Origin of the sequence: Veillonella sp. DNF00869 (assembly GCF_001553345.1) — a bacterium.
Classification (GTDB): Bacteria; Bacillota; Negativicutes; order Veillonellales; family Veillonellaceae; genus F0422.
This window is the reverse complement of the sequence record NZ_KQ960768.1, coordinates 172,567-192,458: the sequence shown is the minus strand read 5'-3', so window position 1 is coordinate 192,458 and position 19,892 is coordinate 172,567. Positions and strand designations below refer to the sequence as shown.

The following is a 19,892-nucleotide window of genomic DNA, read 5'->3' as shown; positions in this document are numbered from 1 at the left end:
CAAGTATGTTTGCTATGATTTAGATTATAGATATGTCATTACTGAATGTTGAGGAAACTTGGACACTCCATGAAAAGTAATACGATGATATAATCAGTCAAGCTATATATATGAGACGATGTATATTATTTTATTTTTCATTGAGAGGTAATTATCATGAAAAAACATTTAGCAGTATTAGCAGCAACAGCAGTATTGGGTGTAACTTCAGCGTTTGCAGCAAATCCTTTCTCTGATGTGACACCACAAGATTGGGCATACCAAGCAGTAGCTCAATTGGCAGCACAAGGCGTAGTTAACGGCTACCCAGATGGTACTTTCAAAGGACAAAACAACATCACTCGTTACGAAATGGCACAAATGGTAGCTAAAGCATTAGTTCGTCAAGATCGTGTTGACGCTGAACAAAACGCAATCATCAACCGTTTAGCTAACGAATTCTCCGCTGAGTTGAACAACTTAGGCGTTCGTGTTGCTACATTGGAAAACAAAGTGGGCAACTTTAAATTCACTGGTGATGCTCGTCTTCGCTATACTGGTACAGAGGATGCTCGTAAATCTAAATTTGACTATCGTGGTCGTGTAAATTTTGAAGCAACTGTAAATGACAATACAAAAGCAGTAGTACGGTTAATGGGTAGTAAAGAGTTTGGTGAAAAAGGCAACCCTGATACAGCTATCGACCGTGTATATGTACAACATAACTTCGGTAAATATGCAACTGTAGCTGCTGGTCGCCAAGATTTGACAGTTGGTAATGGTCTTGCATTTGATGGTGGTACTTTTGAAGGTGTAGTTGCTACAGCTGGTAAAGATAAATTGAATGCGTCTGTGGCATATGGCTATCTACAAAGTGGAACATATGGTAAATTAGAACTTGGTAAAGCGACTCGTGCTGAAAACTCCCAAGTAACAGTATATCAATTGAACACTATGCCAACTGAAAAATTAGCAGTAAAAGGTTTCTATGCTGATGCTCATGAAAAAAATGTACATAATGCATATGGTGCATCTCTAGATCTTAAACTTGGCAACAAAGTTTGGGCTGGCGGTGAATATGTGAAAACAGAAACTCAAGGTGCTAATGGTGAAGCTTGGACAGCGGGCTTAGGTTATGGAAATTATAACATGGCAAAACAAGGTACTTGGTCTGTTAAAGGTCAATACTACAATATTAAAAAAGATGCGCCTGTAATCGATTCCGCACTAGGTTTAGCGACAAAAGGTAATAAAGGTGTATATGCAACAGCTAAATATGCTGTAGCTAAAAACGTAGGTCTTGCAGCTACTGCTACTATTGATACTAAAGATCAAGCTAACAAAGCACAAGCTGAATCCTATCGTGCAGAACTTAACTACAAATTCTAATTTGCAAGTTAATCATATAAAAAGAACTCCTTCGGGAGTTCTTTTTTTGTTGAAAATTAAACGAATTGAGTAAAAAACGGAAAAATATTGTTGAGTTTTATTATTTCTTATGTTATGATGGTCTCAAGTCAAATATGGAAGGTTTAGATTAGATTACAGAAACCGTTTACTAATATGTGAGGAAACGTGGACACTCCATTGAAAAGTAATAGGATGATATGATCCAATCTAATTCGCTATAGGAGACGATTTATATTATTTTATTTTTCATTGAGAGGTAATAATCATGAAAAAACATTTAGCAGTATTAGCTGCAACAGCAGTATTGGGTGTTACTTCTGCATTCGCAGCAAACCCATTCTCCGATGTAACTCCACAAGATTGGGCATACCAAGCAGTATCTCAATTAGCTTCCCAAGGTATCGTTAACGGTTACCCAGATGGCACATTCAAAGGCCAACATAACATCACTCGTTTCGAAATGGCTCAAATGGTAGCAAAAGCTATGGCTCGTCAAGATCGTGTTGACGCTGAACAAAACGCAATCATCAACCGTTTAGCTAACGAATTCTCCGCTGAATTGAACAACTTAGGTGTTCGTGTTTCTACATTGGAAAACAAAGTAGGCAACTTCGCATTTACTGGCGATGCTCGTCTTCGTTATCAAAACGTAGATAAAGATGGTGTAGTTGATTCTAATAAATCTAAATTTGATTACCGTGCTCGTGTACAATTCGATGCTACAGTAAATGACAACACTAAAGCAGTGGTTCGTGTAGCTACTGAAAAAGAATTTGGTCAAAATGATAAAGACAATACTACAAAAGCATCTGTTGACCATGTATATGTACAACATAACTTCGGTAAATATGCTACAGCAACAGCTGGCCGTCAAGATTTAATGATTGGTAATGGCTTAGTATATGATGATTATTTCGAAGGTGCTGTGGGAACTGTTGGTAAAGACAAATTAAACGCATCTGTTGCATACGGTTATCTTATGGGTGGTGAAAACGAAGGCCTTGAAAGAAAAGCTAATGTTCAAACCACAGTTTACCAATTAAACTACATGCCAACTGAAAAAGTAGCTGTAAAAGGTTTCTATGCTGACCTTCACAAAAAAGGAGAAAATAGCGTTTATGGTACATCCTTAGATCTTAAACTTGGTAAAAAAGTTTGGGTTGGTGGCGAATATGCTAAACAAGAAACTAAAGGTGCAGCTGGTGAAGCTTGGACTGCAGGCGTAGGTTATGGCGAAGCTGATATGGCTAAATCTGGCACTTGGGGTGCAAAAGTTCAATACTTTGACTTGAAAAAAGAAGCTCCAGTAGTATCTAATACTTGGAATTTAGCAGATCAAAATAAAAACTACAGAGGTTACTTAGCAACTGTTGATTACACTGTAGCTAAAAACGTTGGTCTTTCTGCTTACGCTACATTCGATAGCAAGAAAAAAGATGACAACAACAAATCTGTTGACTTGCCAGAATACTACCGTGCAGAACTTAACTACAAATTCTAATTTGATAGTTACACATATGAAAAGAACTCCTTCGGGAGTTCTTTTTTGTTTATATTATATATACGTTTCTATCTTTCATTTTACTTTATAATCAACACATTACAATCTAGAAGGAACATGATATAATAAGACATAATATATTCATTTCTAGGAAACGGAAGGTGTTATAATGAATTATTGGTTGTTTTCGCTTATCAATGATATGGCTAACCAGAGTATTGTATTAGATGCCCTAATGATAGTCATTTCTAAAGTTGTACCGTACATTTATATTTTTATATTAGCTGGGCTATATATGCAAGGATTCCGTACTCGTAACTTTAAATTACGTGGTGAAAGTTTTGCTACAGGTGTACTTTTTGTGATTTGCTTACTTGGTAGTTTCATCTTAGGATCTATGTTCTATGAAAATCGTCCATTTGTAGACCATACTGTGGTGTTAATTGTGAATCATGCAGCAGATGCTAGTTTCCCAAGTGATCATGCGGTAGGGACTATGGCTCTTGCCTGTGGTATTTTATTCTATCGTTGGAATTTGGGGACCTGGATGGTCTATGGATCTATTTTAGTAGGAATCTCTCGGGTGTTTGTAGGGAATCATTACCCTGGGGACATACTAGGGGCTTTCATTTTAGTATGGATTTTAACTGCTCTATATAATAAACTTTTACGTCGTGGTGTAGTTCGTGTATACAAAGGACTGGATAGACGACTCATGCATGCCTATATGAAACGATTTCAACCAGAAGAAAGATACTAATTGCATACAGTAGTAATGGACAAATAGTGTATAAGTGCATAGTTATATAATGTATCATTAGCTTAATACATATACTGGTACATATAGTGTATAGGAGGTCATTCATGGATTTTCAAAGTTCTGCAGGTCCTAATCAATATAGTGATTCTGTGTATGAAGTAGTCTTTACACCAGTATTGGAACGCCCTGAGTATCAAGGGGAGCCCTTACATTCTTTATTGTTAGAATTGCGTGAGAAAATGGGACAATCCGATTTTGATCAATATATTAATAGTTTAATTTCTATTAAATACAATGGGACAGCGTTATGGCTAATTACAAAAAGTGAACGAAATCGAACATTAATTGAAGGGCGGTTCTTGCCGTTATTGCGTGATGTATTCAAGGTAGCAGCACCGCGAATTATTTCACAACCATAAGTATATGCTAATCATCTAAGGTCTGATAATAGATAATGCTATCTATTGTTAGACCTTTTTTAGTATCTTCTAATTATTTTAATAAATGAGAAAAATTATCATTGACATAATAGGAAACGTGACGTATCATAGGTATTAAGAAGTGTGTTTATGTAACCCAACAAACAAGGAATGAATATGGAGGCATATATGAATCAACGTGGTATTGTGTTAGCAACATTCGGCTCTATCTACGGAGATGCGGTGGAAGCATCAGTAGGAGCTATGGAACGACGGATTAAGGAAATGTATCCAGGTGTAGAAGTACGTCGTGTATTTTTATCGGATGCATTAGTGGATAAATGGAATGAAAAATATGAGGCAAATGTATTTACTTTAACGGGTGCCATTGAAAGTTTGGCTACTGCAGGGGTAACGGAGATTTTTGTTCAGCCATTTGCATTAGTATGGGATCAATGTTATGTACAAATGCGTAAAGAAGTGATGAAAGAAGCACACGACCGTGGCTTGCATGCTACAGTAGGCAAACCATTGTTGAACTCTTTAGGGGTGAAAAATTATGCAGATGATTACTCTGATACCATAGAAGCAATCATTAAGCACATTAACATTCGTGCATTAAATAAAACTGTATTGCTTATGGCTAATGGTCAAAATCAATTGGAATACAGTGCGTTACAATTGAAATGTTTGTACGGAGCAGGGCAAAATGTGGTGGTATTCACAGCCAATGGATTCCCTAACTTTAAACAAGCACTGACATTGTTAGAACGCTTAGATCATCAAGAAGTATTGGTGGTGCCTTTGGCATTGATTGGCTCCGCTCACTTAATGGATTACTTAGGAGGTGAACGATCTGATTCTATTGCTACTTTGTTGGGACAACAAGGGTATGGTGTTTCCATTTGGAATGAAGGTTTAGGAGAAAATCCATACATTCAAGAATTATTTGTGAAACATTTATCCCAAGTGATTCGTAGTGCAGAACGTCGCACTTTGCGTCAACGTGAAACAGGAGAAGGCAAACCGGTTGTGAAACACGGCACTTTCAGAACTGCATAAGACAATGTGAACTATCGCATATCATGATACGTCATGGTATGCGATTTTTTGATTGTTAAAGGAATATGGAGTATAATGAAAGGTAATGATGACGAACGATGACGGTAATCTGAAAAAGTAGATGCCAACACAATTCATAACAAGGGGAATAGACTCATGGGACATACAAAGCTGACTAACTGGATACATGGACTACAGTTAGATGTAAAAGGATTACTTTGGTTTTCTGCACTATTTATGGTGTTTCGGATTGCCTTTATTGCACTCTTTCAAGATCAATTAGGGGAGGTTAGTTTAGGAGATATTCTTGAGGCACTATGGCTAGGGTTTCGTATTAGTTTAAAAACAGCAGGTGCTATTGTATTACTCAGTTTTTTATTTTCCACGCTACCCGGTGTTCTATGTAGAGAAGGGTGTAAATGGTATTCATCTTGGGCAATACGTCGATGGATGTATGGAATTAGTACCGCTATATTTACATTTTTATTTTGCTTACGTATTCCTTACTTTACAATCTTCCATGCTAGCTTTAATGCTATGATTATTAACGGAGCTCATGACGATATTGGAGCTACGTTGCAAACCGGGATTTCTGAATATGGATTGCTTTGGCGCTTACCCTTAGCGATTGTCTTCTGTGTTATTATGGTTTATGTCTTTATGAAAGTATATACCAATCGTACATGGAAGATACAAGTAAGTGGTAAGGCTAAACAAATTGCCACAGTATTAGGGTCTATTTTCTTAGTAGTTGCAGTGGGTATTGGATTACGTTTTGGCGGAGCTTTTACCTATAATGGTTCCATCCATTGGGAAAATGCAGCACGGACGAAGTCTAATCTATTAAATGAAGCGATTTTAGATGATGGACAAGCCTTGAAACGAGTGTCTACCATTTATGAACGGTCTAAACAAGCTAAGAAGATTACCATCACAGGGGCTGAGCTCAAAGATGTGATCCAATCTGTGGGAGGAAATCCACAGGCTGCTACCATTGATGAAGCTTTCACACGGACCATTACAGAAGAAAAATTACCTACTCAGCCGCATAATGTTATCTTTGTGTTAGGTGAAAGCTATGGTTTGTGGCCGTTCTTGCCAAACTATGAAGAATTAGGTACTTATATTGTACAAGAAGGCAAGGCAATTCAAAGTTCGCCAAAAGCGATGCACACGAAATATATGCTAGCTCATGGTACGGGCACTATGCCAGCTATTAATGGATTTGTCACAGGCTTAGCTGATGCTGGTTTATATCCGAACTATGAAGGGCAGTCCTATAAATCGAAGTATGGTACTGGTATTGCACAAATGATGAAGCATTTTGGATATAAAACAGTGTTCTGGTATGGTGGATTTGGGACTTGGCAAGATGTGGAACGATTTGCCCTAGCGCAAGGGTTTGACGAGTTCCATGGTGCGACTAGTTTCCCTTATGAAGGAGGTAATGCTTGGGGAGCCCCTGATGGAGATTTGTTTAAGGCGATTACCAATTATGTAAAAGGGGAAGAACCAGGTGAAAAAGTATTCCACTTTATTATGACATCCTCTAATCATCCACCGTATTCGGTAGATTTAGCAAAAGCTGGTTTTGATGCGTCAAAGGTAATTGGTAAAGGCGATGACTCTATCAAAAAGGATGACAAAACGGTGAACGAAATCGGCCATTTCTGGTATGCAGATATGACAATGGGTAACATGATTCGTGAGGTAGAAGCAATAGATCCTACGATGTTAACCTTGATTACAGGTGACCACTCTGAACGTTTTAGTTTTGCTACCCAAGTGGATATTCCAACTTTCTCGGCTATTCCTTTTATCGTCTATGGACAAGGCGTAAACCCTAGTTGGCTGAGTGAAAGTAGCTTTGGTAGTGCCTTGCAAATTAATCCTACCTTGGCAGAGCTAGTGGGTCGTAAGGGCGATACCTATATGAGTTTAATGCCGAGCTTGTTTACATCGCCTAAGATGGGTTTTAACCATCGATTGTATGTTGACAATAGTGGTATCCATGAACAAGGGGCATCCATGCCAGAAGAGTATGCGAAGTATATTAAGGCGTTGCGGACCATTAGCGTGTGGCGGATTGTTCGAGGGAATACGGTGGAGTAGTTTCTTTTTGTATAGGAGTGCATAGAGAATATGAATATTTTAGTAACAGGTGGCTGTGGCTTTATAGGTAGCCACTTCTTACGATACATGATGGACATCTATGCAAAGGACTTCTTTATATGCTTAGATGCGTTAACCTATGCAGGAAATAAGAATAATATAAAAGACTTACTAGAAGATTCTAGGTTGACTATGGTGGAAGGGAATATTCGAGATGCTTCTTTCGTAGATACTTTGTTTGTTACGTATAAGCCAGATGTGGTAGTGCATTTTGCAGCAGAAACTCATGTGGATCGAAGTATTATTGGACCACAAGTATTCTTAGAGACGAATGTTGTTGGAACAGGAATTTTATTAGATACTTGTTTACGACATGGTATAGAACGATTTCATCATGTATCTACTGATGAAGTATATGGCACATTACCTTTGCAAGGAGGGAGCCCATTTACGGAACAAAGCCCGTTACTACCTAGTAGCCCTTATGCAACCTCGAAAGCATCCTCAGATTTGTTGGTGTTGAGCTATTATAAAACCTACGGATTACCTATTACTATTTCTAGATGTTCTAATAATTATGGAACTCATCAGTATCCGGAAAAATTAATTCCCCTTATGATACAACGCGCTTTGCAGGAGGCACCATTGCCAGTTTATGGTGATGGATTGAATGTACGAGATTGGATTCATGTTGTGGACCATTGTAGGGCTATTGATACCATTTTACAAGCAGGCGTAATAGGAGAAGTATATAATATAGGTGGTGGCAAAGAAATTGCAAACATCGATTTAGTAAAACAAATCCTAGGTATACTAGATAAGCCTTATGAACTCATTACTTATGTGAATGATCGCTTAGGCCATGATTTACGCTATGCTGTTGATAGTAGCAAAGTACAAAGCTTAGGATGGAAACCGGAGTATACCATGGAAGATTCTTTAAAAGGAATTGTGGAATGGTATGGGGATACCTTAAAAAGTTAGGATAGTATTAGAAATTAAGTCCATTAGCTATATATAGTATATATTAGATATTACGGAGGAAATATGTTAAGCCCGTTATTGTCGGTAATTATACCAGTATATCAAGTAGAAAAATATATAGGGCAGTGTTTAGATTCAGTCCTAACTCAAACTTATACAAATTTAGATATTATATTGGTAGATGATGGAGGTACTGATTCCTCAGTAGATATTTGTAGAGAATATCAGAAAAAAGATAAGAGAATTCGGATTATTAGTCAGGAAAATGGTGGACTTAGTAAGGCAAGAAATGTAGGCGTTGAACATGCTTATGCAGATCTAGTGACATTTATCGATAGTGATGATTTTATTCATCCCAATATGATTGCAACTATGATTTCGTATATAGAAGAACATAATTTAGATATTATATCTTGTAGTAGTACACGTAAAGAAACAATAGAATCTATTGGAAGTGGGATGCTAAAGTTGTATGACCATCATACGGCGGTTTCTATGGGATTACGGGATGAAAATGTTAGTGCGTGGGGCAAAATTTACAAAAAAAATCTATTGGAAAAAGTTCATTTCCCAGAAGGTAGAGTCTTTGAAGATTTGGGCACTTTATATAAAATCTTTAATGAGTGTAAAAAAGTGGGATGGTTGGATTATCAATTTTATCATTACATAAAACGAGAAAACTCTATTACACAACGGTCATTTAGAGTGAAACCAAAATATGATAGCTTGTATTTAAATCATGAAAAAATTTTCTTTGCTAAGCAGCATGGCTATCATGATGAATTACATTATATACATGGTGAAATTATAAAAAATGCTATCTCTTTATTAACGGTGTTTTATTCTAATACGGATATGATTGCAGAGTATGAACAAGAATATAAAGATACTAAACAATGGTTAGCGGAAGCCATGCTAGACACAGTAGCATGGAATACGATTAGAAAAAAAGAACGCATATTATGGTGGTTGTATAACAACTGTCTTAGTGTGTTCAAGTTGTTTTCTAAACTTTCTAAATGGAGTAAAGGGATTAAGTAAGTTTACTACTAAAAAAGACGATTAGATTTGGGATAGGTAAAGGAAATACATATGAGTGTAACAGCTATTATTTTGACAAAAAATGAAGCAAGAAATATAGCCGATTGTATTACTAGTATTCAATGTGCTGATGAAATATTAGTCATTGATGATGAAAGTACAGATGAGACAGTATCATTAGCTGAAAGCTTGGGAGCTAAAGTTATTTCCCATCCTTTACAGAATAATTGGGCTCAACAAAGATTATTTGCTATTGAACAAGCTCAATATGAATGGATACTATTTATAGATGCAGATGAACGTATTTCAGAGAAACTAAATACATCTATTACGAAAGTCGTGAAGGAAGAAAAACGAGCATATCTCTTAGAACGGCACAATGTGTTTCATCATAATAAGGCTACGCATGGCGTATTGAGACCTGATAGAGTTCTTCGGCTATTACCAAAAGACGGAATTACGATTATTGGATATGTGCACGAAAAAATAAGTAGCCCTTATTCTGAAGAAAAGCTACAAGGGGCTTTATATCATTATACGTATGACAATTGGCAACAATATTTTAATAAATTTAATAGCTATACAACATTGGCGGCTAATCGTTATAAAGATGAAGGAAAATCGTGCTCTTTTGTAAGAGATATTATGTTACGACCAATGTGGGCATTCTTTAAAATGTATATATTGGATCGTGGATTTTTAGATGGAAAAATAGGATTTATTTTATCTATTAATCATTACTTTTATACGATGACAAAATATGTAAAATTATATTATTTACTGAAATCTAATGGTAAGTTGTAAGAAGATATAAAATACTGGAGACACCAATGAGAGTAGCTATATTAGAGAGTATAGTTATGCCGGCAGGGCATGAAGTAGAATTTGATAGAATTTTAGTTGAGGAGTTAAAAAAGCAAGGTCATGAACCAGTGTTTTTTGTTCCAGAAAACTTTCCATTTAAAGTTGATTATGGAGTAGATGTAGAATATCTAGAGGGCGGTGAAGCGATTTCCTACGCAGGAGTCAGTCGTTGGAAACGTATGTGGCTGTCCTTGCTTCGAGAGAAAAGACGAAAAGCTTGGTTTAATTCTGCCTATAAAAAAATACTAGATGGCAAATGTGATGCTTTAATTATCCCTACGGCGAGCTTTAGATTTGCTAGGTCTATTATTCGTACTCAATTGAAACACTCTCCTGTTCCTATTATTATGCTATTTCATGGAATTATGGAAAAAGAGCGATCACGATTTGAACTACAAGCTAAACAGTGTGAGCCCTACGAAAATATTCATTTAAAAGTTTTGACATTTAGAGATGAATATAATGATGGGAATAAGAAAAATATTTCATCTGTAGTCCCTCCAGTGTATACTCCAAAAGAAGGCGTAGTAAGAACTAGTAGTAATGAGCTATTAACAATAGGTTTTTTTGGACAGTTTAGAAAAGAAAAACAATTAAATCAGTTTTTAGATGCCTTTATAGAGGCGAAATTTGATTGTCCAGTTAATTTACTAGTACAGGGGGCAACAGTTACACCTACAGATGCAGAACTATTTGAATCTATGATGAAAGAATACAGTGCATATGACAATATTCGGTTCTTACATAAAAATTTAATAGGTAAAGAATGGGACGATCAATTGATTAATGTAGATGCCTTGTTATTACCATATGGAGCAGAACGATATCGATATCAATGCAGTGCCATTTTATTTACAGCTATAGGATTTAATAAACCAGTCTTAGTGTCGGAAGAAATTAACCCTGAAGTGTTAGAAAACTATCATATTGGACATACGTTAGATTTGACATCTAAAGACACAATTGTGAAAGGGTTGGAGGAGTTTGTACATGCTATTCATAATTATCCAGAAGCTTTTAGTGAAGGATTAATAGCTGCAAATCAAAAATATAGTGGAAAACACTTGATTCAGCAAATTTTAGAAGGATAATTCTATTGAAAAGTAGTGTAAACAAAATGTGAAAGAATGATGATAAACTACACAGTTATATCCGATAGGGATAATAAGAAACGTCGAAAGTTAGTGTATAATGAGTTTTACAAGATTGGGATTGAAGAGCCTAATTTCACAGATGCCATTATGGCCACAAGAATGAATGATAAAGAAGTGTATGCGCATACGATAGCAAACACATTTTTATCAAAAGGTGAAGTAGGTTGTGCCTTAAGTCATAAGAAAGTATATGAAGAGTTTTTACGAACAAATGAAAACTCGATAGCTATATTTGAGGATGATATTAAATTTTCAGATGAGTGTACTATAGAAACTATTAAAAAGATTATGGGCATAGTCAACCATATGACAAGACCAGCTGTTGTAGTGTTGCAAAAGAGTATTTATCATCATAAAAAACTGCATAACGTTAAAGATAATCTTTTTATATATTCTGCTAGAAACCTTTTTTGTACACATGGATATATTATTAATAGAGCAGGAGCTGAAAGTATTTTAAAGGTACAAAGCCCTATACGTTTTGAAATAGATGCATTCAAATTTTACTATTGGCTAGGAGCATTAGATTTATTTTGCTTAAATGAAGATCTAGTAATACAAGATGAAGCACAAGTCTCTAATATTAAAGCGGAACGACATGAGGTATATAATCGGACTGCATTAAAAAATAAAGCTTATAAAGAGTTATATACAGAATTACCGTGTAAGCAAAAAGTACAAGCACAATTAAAACGATTATCAAAAGTTTTATATAAACCATTTGAGAGTTTGGAGTATTAATGTAAAGCAGAAAATAGATAATCGTAAATACTCTTGAGGAGATTGTAATGAAGAATAATATTGTTAATATGGTGTGGATTGGAGATAGTATCAGCCCAATAGAAGCTTTGTGTATGAAGTCGTTTATAGAAAATTGTATGCATGTAAAATTATATGTATACAATTTATTGAAGGGGGTACCACAAGATGTAGAGTTATGTGATGCGAATTGTATTATCCCTAAGAACGAAGTATTTAAACATAAAGGGAGTTATGCTGCCTTTGCAGATTTATTTAGGTGGAAACTTATGTATGAAAAGGGTGGATACTATGTAGATACAGACGTTATTTGTTTGAAACCTTTTGATTTTAGAGAAGATGTTGTAATAGGTTGGGAAAATGAAGGTATATTATTAACGCCTACAGTTTTGGGTTTTGAAGAAGGCGGACATTCTTTAGCAAAACAAATGCTCTATAATGCATTGCATCCTTTAGAGAGTAGACCATATGATTCAGTAAAAATGAAAAGAAAACGATTTTTAAAACGCCTAGCACCTTTCAAAATAAATGCAATAGGGTGGGGAGAAGTTGCTGGACCTAAAGGATTAACAAATGAATACTTTTATAAAAAGGACCACTTTGAAGTCGTTCCACTTAAATCTAGTGTTTTCTATAGCATTCCATATTGGGAGTGGGACAAATTTTTGACTCCTGATGGCATAAGTATTGATGAGTTAAAAGATGTATCGTATGCAGCGCATTTGTGGAATGAAATGTGGCGACAAAATGGAATTAATAAAAATGAACCATTCCCTAAAACATCATTTATAGGACAAGCAATGGAGAGATATTGGTAGAATAGATGTAGCAATGGATAGCAGATTATTTTTATAACTACTTCCAATATAAATCATCTTCAAGGTTTTGTATATATAGGGAGAATATACTAATGGATAAGAAATTTAATTTAGAAGTGGATTTAAAAGAAAACTTAATAAAGAGTTTTGGCTGTATTATGCTTATTTTATTACTTGAGATTTTTTTTGTAGGCGTAATGATGCAACAATTTCAGATTCCTGCGCATATGTACATAAAGGGCATTATCCCTTCGTTTGTCTTCGGGGGGGGGGACACTGTTTTTTCTGCGAATACAAGATCCTTCTAGATTTAGGACAAATCTGATAAAGGCTTTTTTTCCGGCAGTATTAATAGCGATTTCTATCACCTATATTTTTCTAACGATGCAATATGATGATAAAAATTACCTAGGAGAAATACAAAAGTATATTAGATATTATCGATTTTGTATTGTATTAGGTTTTTTTGTATTACTTAGTAGGTATGTAATTTCAGAAGTTAAATTAAATAAGCTAATTTGTTCTATTATTAAATGGATAAATTATATCGTTCTTATATCCATGTTATTTTTTATTGGTGCATTTGTAGTTTACTATATAAAATATCATGCTATTGTCTCTGATGTGGCGTTCCTGTCAATTCTTTCGACGACATATAAAGAGGCTTTAGGATATATTTTATCAATTATGATATCTCCATTAATTAGTTTCTTAATATTAAGCATAGTAATATTACTACCATTTATTTCATATCTATCACTATCTAGAATTGAGAAAGTTGAGTATTCTCGTAAAGTATCGTTTTATATAAATATACTTTTTTTATGTAGTTTCATAGGTCTCTTAAGTGTAGTTGGAAAAATGTTTCCCTTTGATCAATATATACATTTAACCAGGAATTCCAGCATTCTCAATAGTTTTACTGAGCTATCAAAAAATATTGATAAAAATGATGATAATATTACTTTAAAAGATAATGTTGGGTCCTTAAAGGGGACAATAATTTTAGTTGTTGGAGAAAGCGCAAATAGAGACTATATGTCATCTTTCAATACTAATATGAAGTATAATACTACTCCATGGGAGCTAGAACAAAAAAACAATTTGAATTTTATATTTTTAAATTTAGCATATTCTAATTATCCAAATACTAATATGTCTTTGTCTAAAGCATTAACACAGTCAAATCAATATAATGAAATAGAATTATCTAAAGCAATTACCTTGGTTGGATTAGCAAAAAAAGCACATTATAGAACATTTTGGATTTCAACACAAAGTAATGATGGAATGTATGATTCTATTGCTACAACCATTGGAAACAGAGCTGATTATACATATTGGCTAAATGGATATGATGATGAAGTGTATCAAAAACTTTCGGAAATCGATATAAGTGATAATAATTTTATTGTAATTCATATTTTAGGTAGTCATGATCGATATACAGATAGAGTTCCAGCGGATTTCCAACCAGATAAATACCCACACACAAAAGATGGTGAATATATGAGAACGCTAGAGTATACAGATACATTGTTGGAAAATATATACAATTATGGGAACGAACATCTTAATTTGAATGCAATGGTATATATGTCGGATCATGGAGAAAATCTAGAATATGGTCATACAGACAATCCATTTTATTATGAAATGGTGCATATACCAATATGGTTGTATTTATCTGACTCATTTAAAGCGTCATCACCTAAAATATATGAAAATTTAGTGAATAATAAAGACAAAGTATTCACCAACGACCTAATGTTTGAGTTAATATCATCATTACTAGGGGCGCATCCATTGGATTATAATCCTGAGTTTGATATATCTAGTGATAAGTACAAGATAAACCTTGATAATGCGATGACTGTACATAATAAATATCGCATTAAGGATGATCCAGTGTTTAAAAAATAGATCATATGCATGAAAGATAATTTAAAGAAAACAGAGCGAGTAATCGCTCTGTTTTTATATGCTAATACTATTATTGTATAATAAATATAGATTTATATTTATCAGGATACAAGGAATATAGGGCGTATAACAGATTGGAGAGATCGCATGGAGATTTTAAATGATATAAATATTGTATTACAGATCATAACAAATATATGTATTCTATGCATTACGATTTATACTACATTTTTACAACTAGGATCTGCATCGATTAGAGGGTTATTCGTTCAATATAAACGGCAACAGTTTTTAGGGGAATATTTTATACTGCAATTATATAATACTTCGTTATCTTCTATTAGTATTAGAGAGGTATACCTGATTTTTAATAACGAAAAGAAGTTGTTGATTAAGAAATATGATGTTCCTTTGCTAGTGGAATCTCGTCGCAGTTTTCAAATAGAGATGGATCCGGTATCGAATTGCCTTATTGATTATAAGGTCTTACTAAATGAAAACTATTTAGTATTTATAAAGCTTGTTGATGGGAATTCCATATGTACATTTTCTACATCGGGATTGAAAGGTAGAATTAAATTCTGGGGTCAAAATTATAAATTTTTAAAGAACTTAAAAAGAAATCCAAGAAATGTCATAGATAGGTTAGATTCAATAGAGTGGTATAAAATCTGCTATGGGGATGTTATTTTAAGGGATATTGTTAATTTTATTTTACTCATTAAATCGGAAGGAAGTGTACAAACAGTGTTTATAACAAAGTCTGGATCAATGAGTGAAAGATACTTTAGTGATGGAAAGTGGGAAAGAGGCATTGGTACTGGAACTTATCAAGAAATAAAAGAACGATTAACTGAGGCATTTAAAGCGGAATTCAAAGAAGAAGTACTAGAATTTGAGTTATATAAAGTAGAGGATGTTTGTAATTTTCAAATATCTAATCCTTTAGGTTATAATTTAAATTATGAGGTATTGAAAAAATGGCTTGAAAATAATGTATGATTGAATTATCCTACATTATAAAAATTTTTGACTATAAGGTTAAGAATAGAAAGTTGTGGCTATGGATTTAATTAGAGATTTTAAAGAAATCCTCCTTAAGCATGCTCGTAAACAAGGACTTATATTTTCTGATTTGGATAGCGATAGTACTTGTATTAGAATTTTAAGCTTTAATAGGAAGATAGGATTAGGAAATAAAAAGAAAGTTTCTTTTGCAAAGGGAATTAGAATACCTAAAGAATATAAAAAACGAGTCTATCATATATTGGAGTATCTAGCTGATGGTGGAAATATAATTCCTTATTTATCTAAACAAAGTATTAACTTAAATAATCCTGGAGATTTAATGTTTAATGATTGGAATATATTGCATATACATTTAGGTAAACGGAAAGATAAGAAAGATTCTAGATTTATTGAACGGACTGGAGAATTATTGTTTTTAATCAATACAGAAACAGAGATTAAAGTATTAGGTGTATACGACCATAAACCCTCTCCATGGACTAGGAATGAATTGTTGCAAAGAATATATGATACATGGCCTGAAATGTTAGGGATAATAAAAGGTGCGAAATTAAATATATCCGTTACTGAAGTACAGAAAAGAAAATTACGAAAAAGTCATATAACTTTATTCGAAGAAGTATATGATAAAAAAACACGGAGAACGCTGCTTGTTCATGTAAAGAATGCACTAGGCTTGGTATGTAGTGGGGAGTCTACTGCAGATGTTCTAAAATATAACGATATTATAAGAGTCCTAAGGCGTATGGAGATGAATCTAAAAAAGCAAGAGATAGATGCTGTTTTCAGATTACATGAGTCAAATGGTGTATGGATTGTTATTGATCAAAATTTACGACAATTATATGGTTCTATAAAGTTAGTGAAACTTAATAAAGTACATAAGTTGTGATTTTATTTGATGTATCGTATACTTCAAAGCATTAAATATTAGGAATGCCAGATGGAGCGCTCACCATAAACTCTATGGTAAGAATATACAGGTATGATATAATTGTTACAAGGCAATAAACTGGAAAGTTTTTATCGGAGTGATGCTCTATATTGCTACGCTTTGCTGTAACTTACTAAAAAGTATTATAAAGGCTATTTTATATAAGGAATAAGAAAAAGCGCTCCAATCAGGAGCGCTTTTTCTTTTTTATCCCGAAGGATAATATAAAGTTAGTTTTGGGATTCATAGCCCAATTTGTACATTTATTATACATTTACTATTGAGGAATGTCAATCTTAAATGAGTCAGTGACAAGGTGATGTATTAATTTATACCTAATGATATTTAAATCATTAGGATGTATTTTTATATCATATAAAGGATGAGATTTCTTTATAGGAAATATAATTCTTGATTTACTGATAGTCTTTATTTGATTCACTTCAACAATACTTCCTTTAGACATTTTATCAGAAAATTCCAGTATATCTTTGTTGGCAGAATAGATCTCGTTAACACCAGATTCGATGAGTTTTGAGTACTGTCTTGCAAACTCGTCGTTATCTATTTCAGGAGCGCTTTTGGTAAGTTCAATAATTTCGTTGCGGAGTTTAATGTATTTTGTTTCAAAAATGTTGAAATCATTAATAACCTTATCGACTAATAAATTTTTGATAGGATATGCAATTTCATATTCCCATTCTTTTAAGGCACTATGTTTTGACTTTTTAGATGTTAACGGCAAAACAGTAAGTAGATCATTTTTCTTTCTATCCTGTGTATTCAAGACAATTGCATAGTGTGGGTAGCTAAATTCATGTTTAATACCACAGCCAAAATCAACAAATATAATCTGACCCTGGTCATATTTAGGAAGATAAGTAGGATTAAATTTAGATTCATTTGATTTGTAAGCAATATAGGTATACATCCAACTTTTAAATCGTTCGAAATTAGTCGTATTATTATTTGCTAAAAATTTTGCATATGAAATATACTTGCGTATTAGTAAAGTTAGCTTTTTCACTTATACCCCCTGGTAAAATATGATAATAAAAATGTCATTTATTTTATGGCTTTCAATATTACTCATAATATGTTCATACATAAGGGGAATCCCTACAAACATATATTACAATAAACTTAAATGAAACTCAAGAATACGATTACTTTGATGGTGTCGTATTAAACAATAATAGAGCGAAAGATCATTTTAAAACACATTGGGACGAAGATATAGATTAAATTATTTTATTGGTTAATATAATCTAGTAGTAACTTTACATTCTATATGATATACTGAAGAAAACGAAAACTCGTTTTTAAGGAGGGGATATCCATGCTTATATCTGTAGAAGTTGAAAATTTTAGATCCTTTTATGATAGAACTGTATTTTCCATGGAAACTGGGTCTAAATTGCGATCATATTCTACGACAAATACTCATAGATTTAAAGGATTGAAACTTTTAAAATCTGCTTTTATTTTTGGTGGTAATGCAAATGGTAAGACGAATATTATCAATGTTTTTTACCTGTTAAAAGCACTTATTATGAATCCAACAATATCAGAAGTGGAAGAGTTAATAACAGATACCTTTGCGGGAGATTCTAAACCAACGTCTTTTCTTGTAAAATTTTTGAAAAATAATAAGGTTTTTACTTATGAATTAGAATATATCGAAGAACGTGTCATAAAAGAGTCCTTGGTAGTAAATGACCGTATGATTTTTTCTCGAAATGGCGATGAAGTATTTTTGCCTGACTCATTAACACCATTAAGCTCAACGATACGGAAAAATCAGTTATTATTGTTTTTTGCTCAAACAAATAATATTTTGGAAGCGAAAGAGGCGTATGAATGGTTTGTGGTAGATATTGTTATACCTGATACAAATGATTTAAATCTTTCTATTCTTAAAGAGTTAAAGCAAAATAAAGCGTTAAAAAGAAAGTTAATATTATTTCTACAAGCGGCCGATTTTAATATTTTAGACATCGAGGTACGTGAAAGGGTGAGAAAAGTACCGAGCATATTTTCATTTAGCTTGAACAATGATAATCCCGAACTAAAAACGGGAGAGCTTGTGGAGAGAAAAGTAGTAGAAATTTATTGTATACATCAAAAAAACAATGATGATAAATTTGTATTAAACCTATCAGAAGAAAGTGAAGGAACTAAAATATTTTTAATTTTAGCTACCTATATTTTAAGAGATTTAGAAAGAAACACAGTATTCTTAATCGATGAATTTGATGCATCATTACATATTAAATTGACAGAAGTGTTATTAAAATTATTTAATCAATGGAATCAAAGAAGTCAATTTATAGTAACCTCTCATTCATTTGATTTGATGGATAAGAATCTGCGTCCAGATCAAATTTATTTTGTAGAGAAAGATAGATTTGGGAAAAGCGAACTATATAGTTTATTCGACTTTGATGATGTGAGATTAAAGCGTCATGATTATAAATATAAACGAAGATACTTGCAAGGGATTTATGGAGCTGATCAAATTATTAATGAGTCTGCTATTGCAGAGACATTAGGAGTAGATTATGAGTAGATTGTCTAAGGGGAAGCGAGCAAAAAAATCTTTTTACATAATCACTGAGGGTGAAACCGAAGAAAGGTATTTTTCTGAGTTTAGACAAGAAGGTCGCTGTAGCGGCGTTAAAATAAAGAGAGTTAAACCTTGTAGTAATCAAATACTTAGTGCTGCAAAAAGAGTTTGGAAAAAAGAAAGATTTACTTTATCAAACTATAATAATCCAGTTATTGTCATAGATAAAGATGCTTTGACTAAAGATGATTTTGATACTATTTTAAGACAAGCGTTTGATAGTAAAATCGAGGTAGTTTTTTCTAACTCTGCTTTTGAAGTATGGCTATTAGCTCATTTTGAGCCTATTACAAAAGGGTTCCTCTCAGCAAATGAATTAAAGAAACGATTGTCAAATTATTTACGAAGAGAATACAAAAAAGGAAATGTAAGCCAGTTAAGGGCAATAGTAAAACATTTTACTCAAGCCTTTGAAAATACAAGGAATGTATCTAGTATCTCATATGATACTCAGTGTACAAATGTAGGAGACCTATGTCAGAGAATGATAGAAGATTAGTTTCTACCGGAGCAATAC

19 protein-coding genes are annotated in these 19,892 nt (G+C 33.5%); 18 read left to right on the top strand and 1 reads right to left on the bottom strand.

Going from position 1 to position 19,892, the window contains the following annotated elements; all coding sequences use genetic code 11:
• Nucleotides 1-156: 156 nt before the first annotated feature.
• From HMPREF3032_RS03940 to HMPREF3032_RS03865, 16 genes are all read left to right on the top strand, one after another.
• On the top strand, nt 157-1,368 hold the full coding sequence (locus tag HMPREF3032_RS03940) for an S-layer homology domain-containing protein (RefSeq protein WP_082717787.1): 1,212 nt from the start codon (nt 157-159) through the stop codon (nt 1,366-1,368).
• Nucleotides 1,369-1,654: 286 nt separating this feature from the next.
• Nucleotides 1,655-2,890, top strand: coding sequence for an S-layer homology domain-containing protein (locus tag HMPREF3032_RS03935; RefSeq protein ID WP_082717786.1), 1,236 nt, complete (start codon nt 1,655-1,657; stop codon nt 2,888-2,890).
• Between the two features lie 169 nt (nt 2,891-3,059).
• Complete coding sequence (locus HMPREF3032_RS03930) at nt 3,060-3,650, top strand: phosphatase PAP2 family protein (protein ID WP_062402106.1); 591 nt, start codon at nt 3,060-3,062, stop codon at nt 3,648-3,650.
• Nucleotides 3,651-3,754: 104 nt separating this feature from the next.
• Nucleotides 3,755-4,069: a hypothetical protein gene (locus tag HMPREF3032_RS03925; protein WP_009353541.1), complete on the top strand. Its 315-nt coding sequence runs from the start codon at nt 3,755-3,757 to the stop codon at nt 4,067-4,069.
• A gap of 189 nt (nt 4,070-4,258) precedes the next feature.
• Nucleotides 4,259-5,131: a sirohydrochlorin cobaltochelatase gene (locus HMPREF3032_RS03920; protein WP_231723406.1), complete on the top strand. Its 873-nt coding sequence runs from the start codon at nt 4,259-4,261 to the stop codon at nt 5,129-5,131.
• A gap of 156 nt (nt 5,132-5,287) precedes the next feature.
• Nucleotides 5,288-7,243: an LTA synthase family protein gene (locus HMPREF3032_RS03915; protein ID WP_072270756.1), complete on the top strand. Its 1,956-nt coding sequence runs from the start codon at nt 5,288-5,290 to the stop codon at nt 7,241-7,243.
• Nucleotides 7,244-7,273: 30 nt separating this feature from the next.
• Nucleotides 7,274-8,227 carry a dTDP-glucose 4,6-dehydratase gene (gene rfbB / locus HMPREF3032_RS03910; protein WP_062402102.1) on the top strand — a complete coding sequence of 318 codons (954 nt, stop codon included), beginning with the start codon at nt 7,274-7,276 and terminating at the stop codon, nt 8,225-8,227.
• A gap of 63 nt (nt 8,228-8,290) precedes the next feature.
• A complete protein-coding gene (locus HMPREF3032_RS03905; RefSeq protein WP_062402100.1) occupies nt 8,291-9,268 on the top strand; it encodes a glycosyltransferase family 2 protein in 978 nt (325 codons plus the stop codon).
• A 51-nt stretch (nt 9,269-9,319) separates the two neighbouring features.
• The gene (locus tag HMPREF3032_RS03900) at nt 9,320-10,072 is read left to right on the top strand and encodes a glycosyltransferase family 2 protein (RefSeq protein ID WP_062402097.1); all 753 of its coding nucleotides are present in this window, start codon (nt 9,320-9,322) and stop codon (nt 10,070-10,072) included.
• 26 nt (nt 10,073-10,098) lie between these two features.
• On the top strand, nt 10,099-11,223 hold the full coding sequence (locus tag HMPREF3032_RS03895) for a glycosyltransferase family protein (protein WP_062402095.1): 1,125 nt from the start codon (nt 10,099-10,101) through the stop codon (nt 11,221-11,223).
• Between the two features lie 39 nt (nt 11,224-11,262).
• Nucleotides 11,263-12,027, top strand: coding sequence for a glycosyltransferase family 25 protein (locus tag HMPREF3032_RS03890; protein WP_072270760.1), 765 nt, complete (start codon nt 11,263-11,265; stop codon nt 12,025-12,027).
• 47 nt (nt 12,028-12,074) lie between these two features.
• Complete coding sequence (locus tag HMPREF3032_RS03885; RefSeq protein ID WP_062402089.1) at nt 12,075-12,863, top strand: glycosyltransferase; 789 nt, start codon at nt 12,075-12,077, stop codon at nt 12,861-12,863.
• A gap of 92 nt (nt 12,864-12,955) precedes the next feature.
• Nucleotides 12,956-13,171: a hypothetical protein gene (locus HMPREF3032_RS03880; protein WP_062402087.1), complete on the top strand. Its 216-nt coding sequence runs from the start codon at nt 12,956-12,958 to the stop codon at nt 13,169-13,171.
• 553 nt (nt 13,172-13,724) lie between these two features.
• Nucleotides 13,725-14,786, top strand: coding sequence for a phosphoethanolamine transferase (locus HMPREF3032_RS03875; protein WP_197413484.1), 1,062 nt, complete (start codon nt 13,725-13,727; stop codon nt 14,784-14,786).
• A 147-nt stretch (nt 14,787-14,933) separates the two neighbouring features.
• Entirely contained in the window at nt 14,934-15,788 is an 855-nt protein-coding gene (locus HMPREF3032_RS03870) for a hypothetical protein (protein WP_062402080.1), read from the top strand.
• 61 nt (nt 15,789-15,849) lie between these two features.
• Nucleotides 15,850-16,707 carry a hypothetical protein gene (locus tag HMPREF3032_RS03865; RefSeq protein ID WP_062402077.1) on the top strand — a complete coding sequence of 286 codons (858 nt, stop codon included), beginning with the start codon at nt 15,850-15,852 and terminating at the stop codon, nt 16,705-16,707.
• Nucleotides 16,708-17,026: 319 nt separating this feature from the next.
• On the opposite strand, the gene HMPREF3032_RS03860 is transcribed toward HMPREF3032_RS03865, so the two are convergent.
• Entirely contained in the window at nt 17,027-17,776 is a 750-nt protein-coding gene (locus HMPREF3032_RS03860; protein WP_062402075.1) for a type II toxin-antitoxin system PemK/MazF family toxin, read from the bottom strand.
• Nucleotides 17,777-18,088: 312 nt separating this feature from the next.
• On the opposite strand from HMPREF3032_RS03860, the gene HMPREF3032_RS03855 reads away from it, so the two are divergent.
• Both HMPREF3032_RS03855 and HMPREF3032_RS03850 read left to right on the top strand, forming a co-directional pair.
• Nucleotides 18,089-19,318 carry an AAA family ATPase gene (locus HMPREF3032_RS03855; RefSeq protein WP_062402072.1) on the top strand — a complete coding sequence of 410 codons (1,230 nt, stop codon included), beginning with the start codon at nt 18,089-18,091 and terminating at the stop codon, nt 19,316-19,318.
• Entirely contained in the window at nt 19,311-19,874 is a 564-nt protein-coding gene (locus HMPREF3032_RS03850) for an RloB family protein (protein ID WP_062402069.1), read from the top strand. Before HMPREF3032_RS03855 ends, HMPREF3032_RS03850 begins: the two co-directional genes overlap by 8 nt.
• Nucleotides 19,875-19,892: the final 18 nt, after the last annotated feature.

Excerpts from the sequence above, each read along its gene's own strand:
- HMPREF3032_RS03895 (WP_062402095.1), top strand. The coding sequence starts at position 10,099 with ATGAGAGTAGCTATATTAGAGAGTATAGTTATGCCGGCAGGGCATGAA.
- HMPREF3032_RS03930 (WP_062402106.1), top strand. The coding sequence starts at position 3,060 with ATGAATTATTGGTTGTTTTCGCTTATCAATGATATGGCTAACCAGAGT.
- HMPREF3032_RS03940 (WP_082717787.1), top strand. The coding sequence starts at position 157 with ATGAAAAAACATTTAGCAGTATTAGCAGCAACAGCAGTATTGGGTGTA.
- HMPREF3032_RS03855 (WP_062402072.1), top strand. The coding sequence starts at position 18,089 with ATGCTTATATCTGTAGAAGTTGAAAATTTTAGATCCTTTTATGATAGA.
- HMPREF3032_RS03905 (WP_062402100.1), top strand. The coding sequence starts at position 8,291 with ATGTTAAGCCCGTTATTGTCGGTAATTATACCAGTATATCAAGTAGAA.
- HMPREF3032_RS03915 (WP_072270756.1), top strand. The coding sequence starts at position 5,288 with ATGGGACATACAAAGCTGACTAACTGGATACATGGACTACAGTTAGAT.
- HMPREF3032_RS03875 (WP_197413484.1), top strand. The coding sequence starts at position 13,725 with ATGTTTCCCTTTGATCAATATATACATTTAACCAGGAATTCCAGCATT.
- HMPREF3032_RS03925 (WP_009353541.1), top strand. The coding sequence starts at position 3,755 with ATGGATTTTCAAAGTTCTGCAGGTCCTAATCAATATAGTGATTCTGTG.
- HMPREF3032_RS03885 (WP_062402089.1), top strand. The coding sequence starts at position 12,075 with ATGAAGAATAATATTGTTAATATGGTGTGGATTGGAGATAGTATCAGC.
- HMPREF3032_RS03880 (WP_062402087.1), top strand. The coding sequence starts at position 12,956 with ATGGATAAGAAATTTAATTTAGAAGTGGATTTAAAAGAAAACTTAATA.
- HMPREF3032_RS03850 (WP_062402069.1), top strand. The coding sequence starts at position 19,311 with ATGAGTAGATTGTCTAAGGGGAAGCGAGCAAAAAAATCTTTTTACATA.
- HMPREF3032_RS03935 (WP_082717786.1), top strand. The coding sequence starts at position 1,655 with ATGAAAAAACATTTAGCAGTATTAGCTGCAACAGCAGTATTGGGTGTT.
- HMPREF3032_RS03890 (WP_072270760.1), top strand. The coding sequence starts at position 11,263 with ATGATAAACTACACAGTTATATCCGATAGGGATAATAAGAAACGTCGA.
- HMPREF3032_RS03920 (WP_231723406.1), top strand. The coding sequence starts at position 4,259 with ATGAATCAACGTGGTATTGTGTTAGCAACATTCGGCTCTATCTACGGA.
- HMPREF3032_RS03870 (WP_062402080.1), top strand. The coding sequence starts at position 14,934 with ATGGAGATTTTAAATGATATAAATATTGTATTACAGATCATAACAAAT.
- HMPREF3032_RS03865 (WP_062402077.1), top strand. The coding sequence starts at position 15,850 with ATGGATTTAATTAGAGATTTTAAAGAAATCCTCCTTAAGCATGCTCGT.
- HMPREF3032_RS03900 (WP_062402097.1), top strand. The coding sequence starts at position 9,320 with ATGAGTGTAACAGCTATTATTTTGACAAAAAATGAAGCAAGAAATATA.
- rfbB (WP_062402102.1), top strand. The coding sequence starts at position 7,274 with ATGAATATTTTAGTAACAGGTGGCTGTGGCTTTATAGGTAGCCACTTC.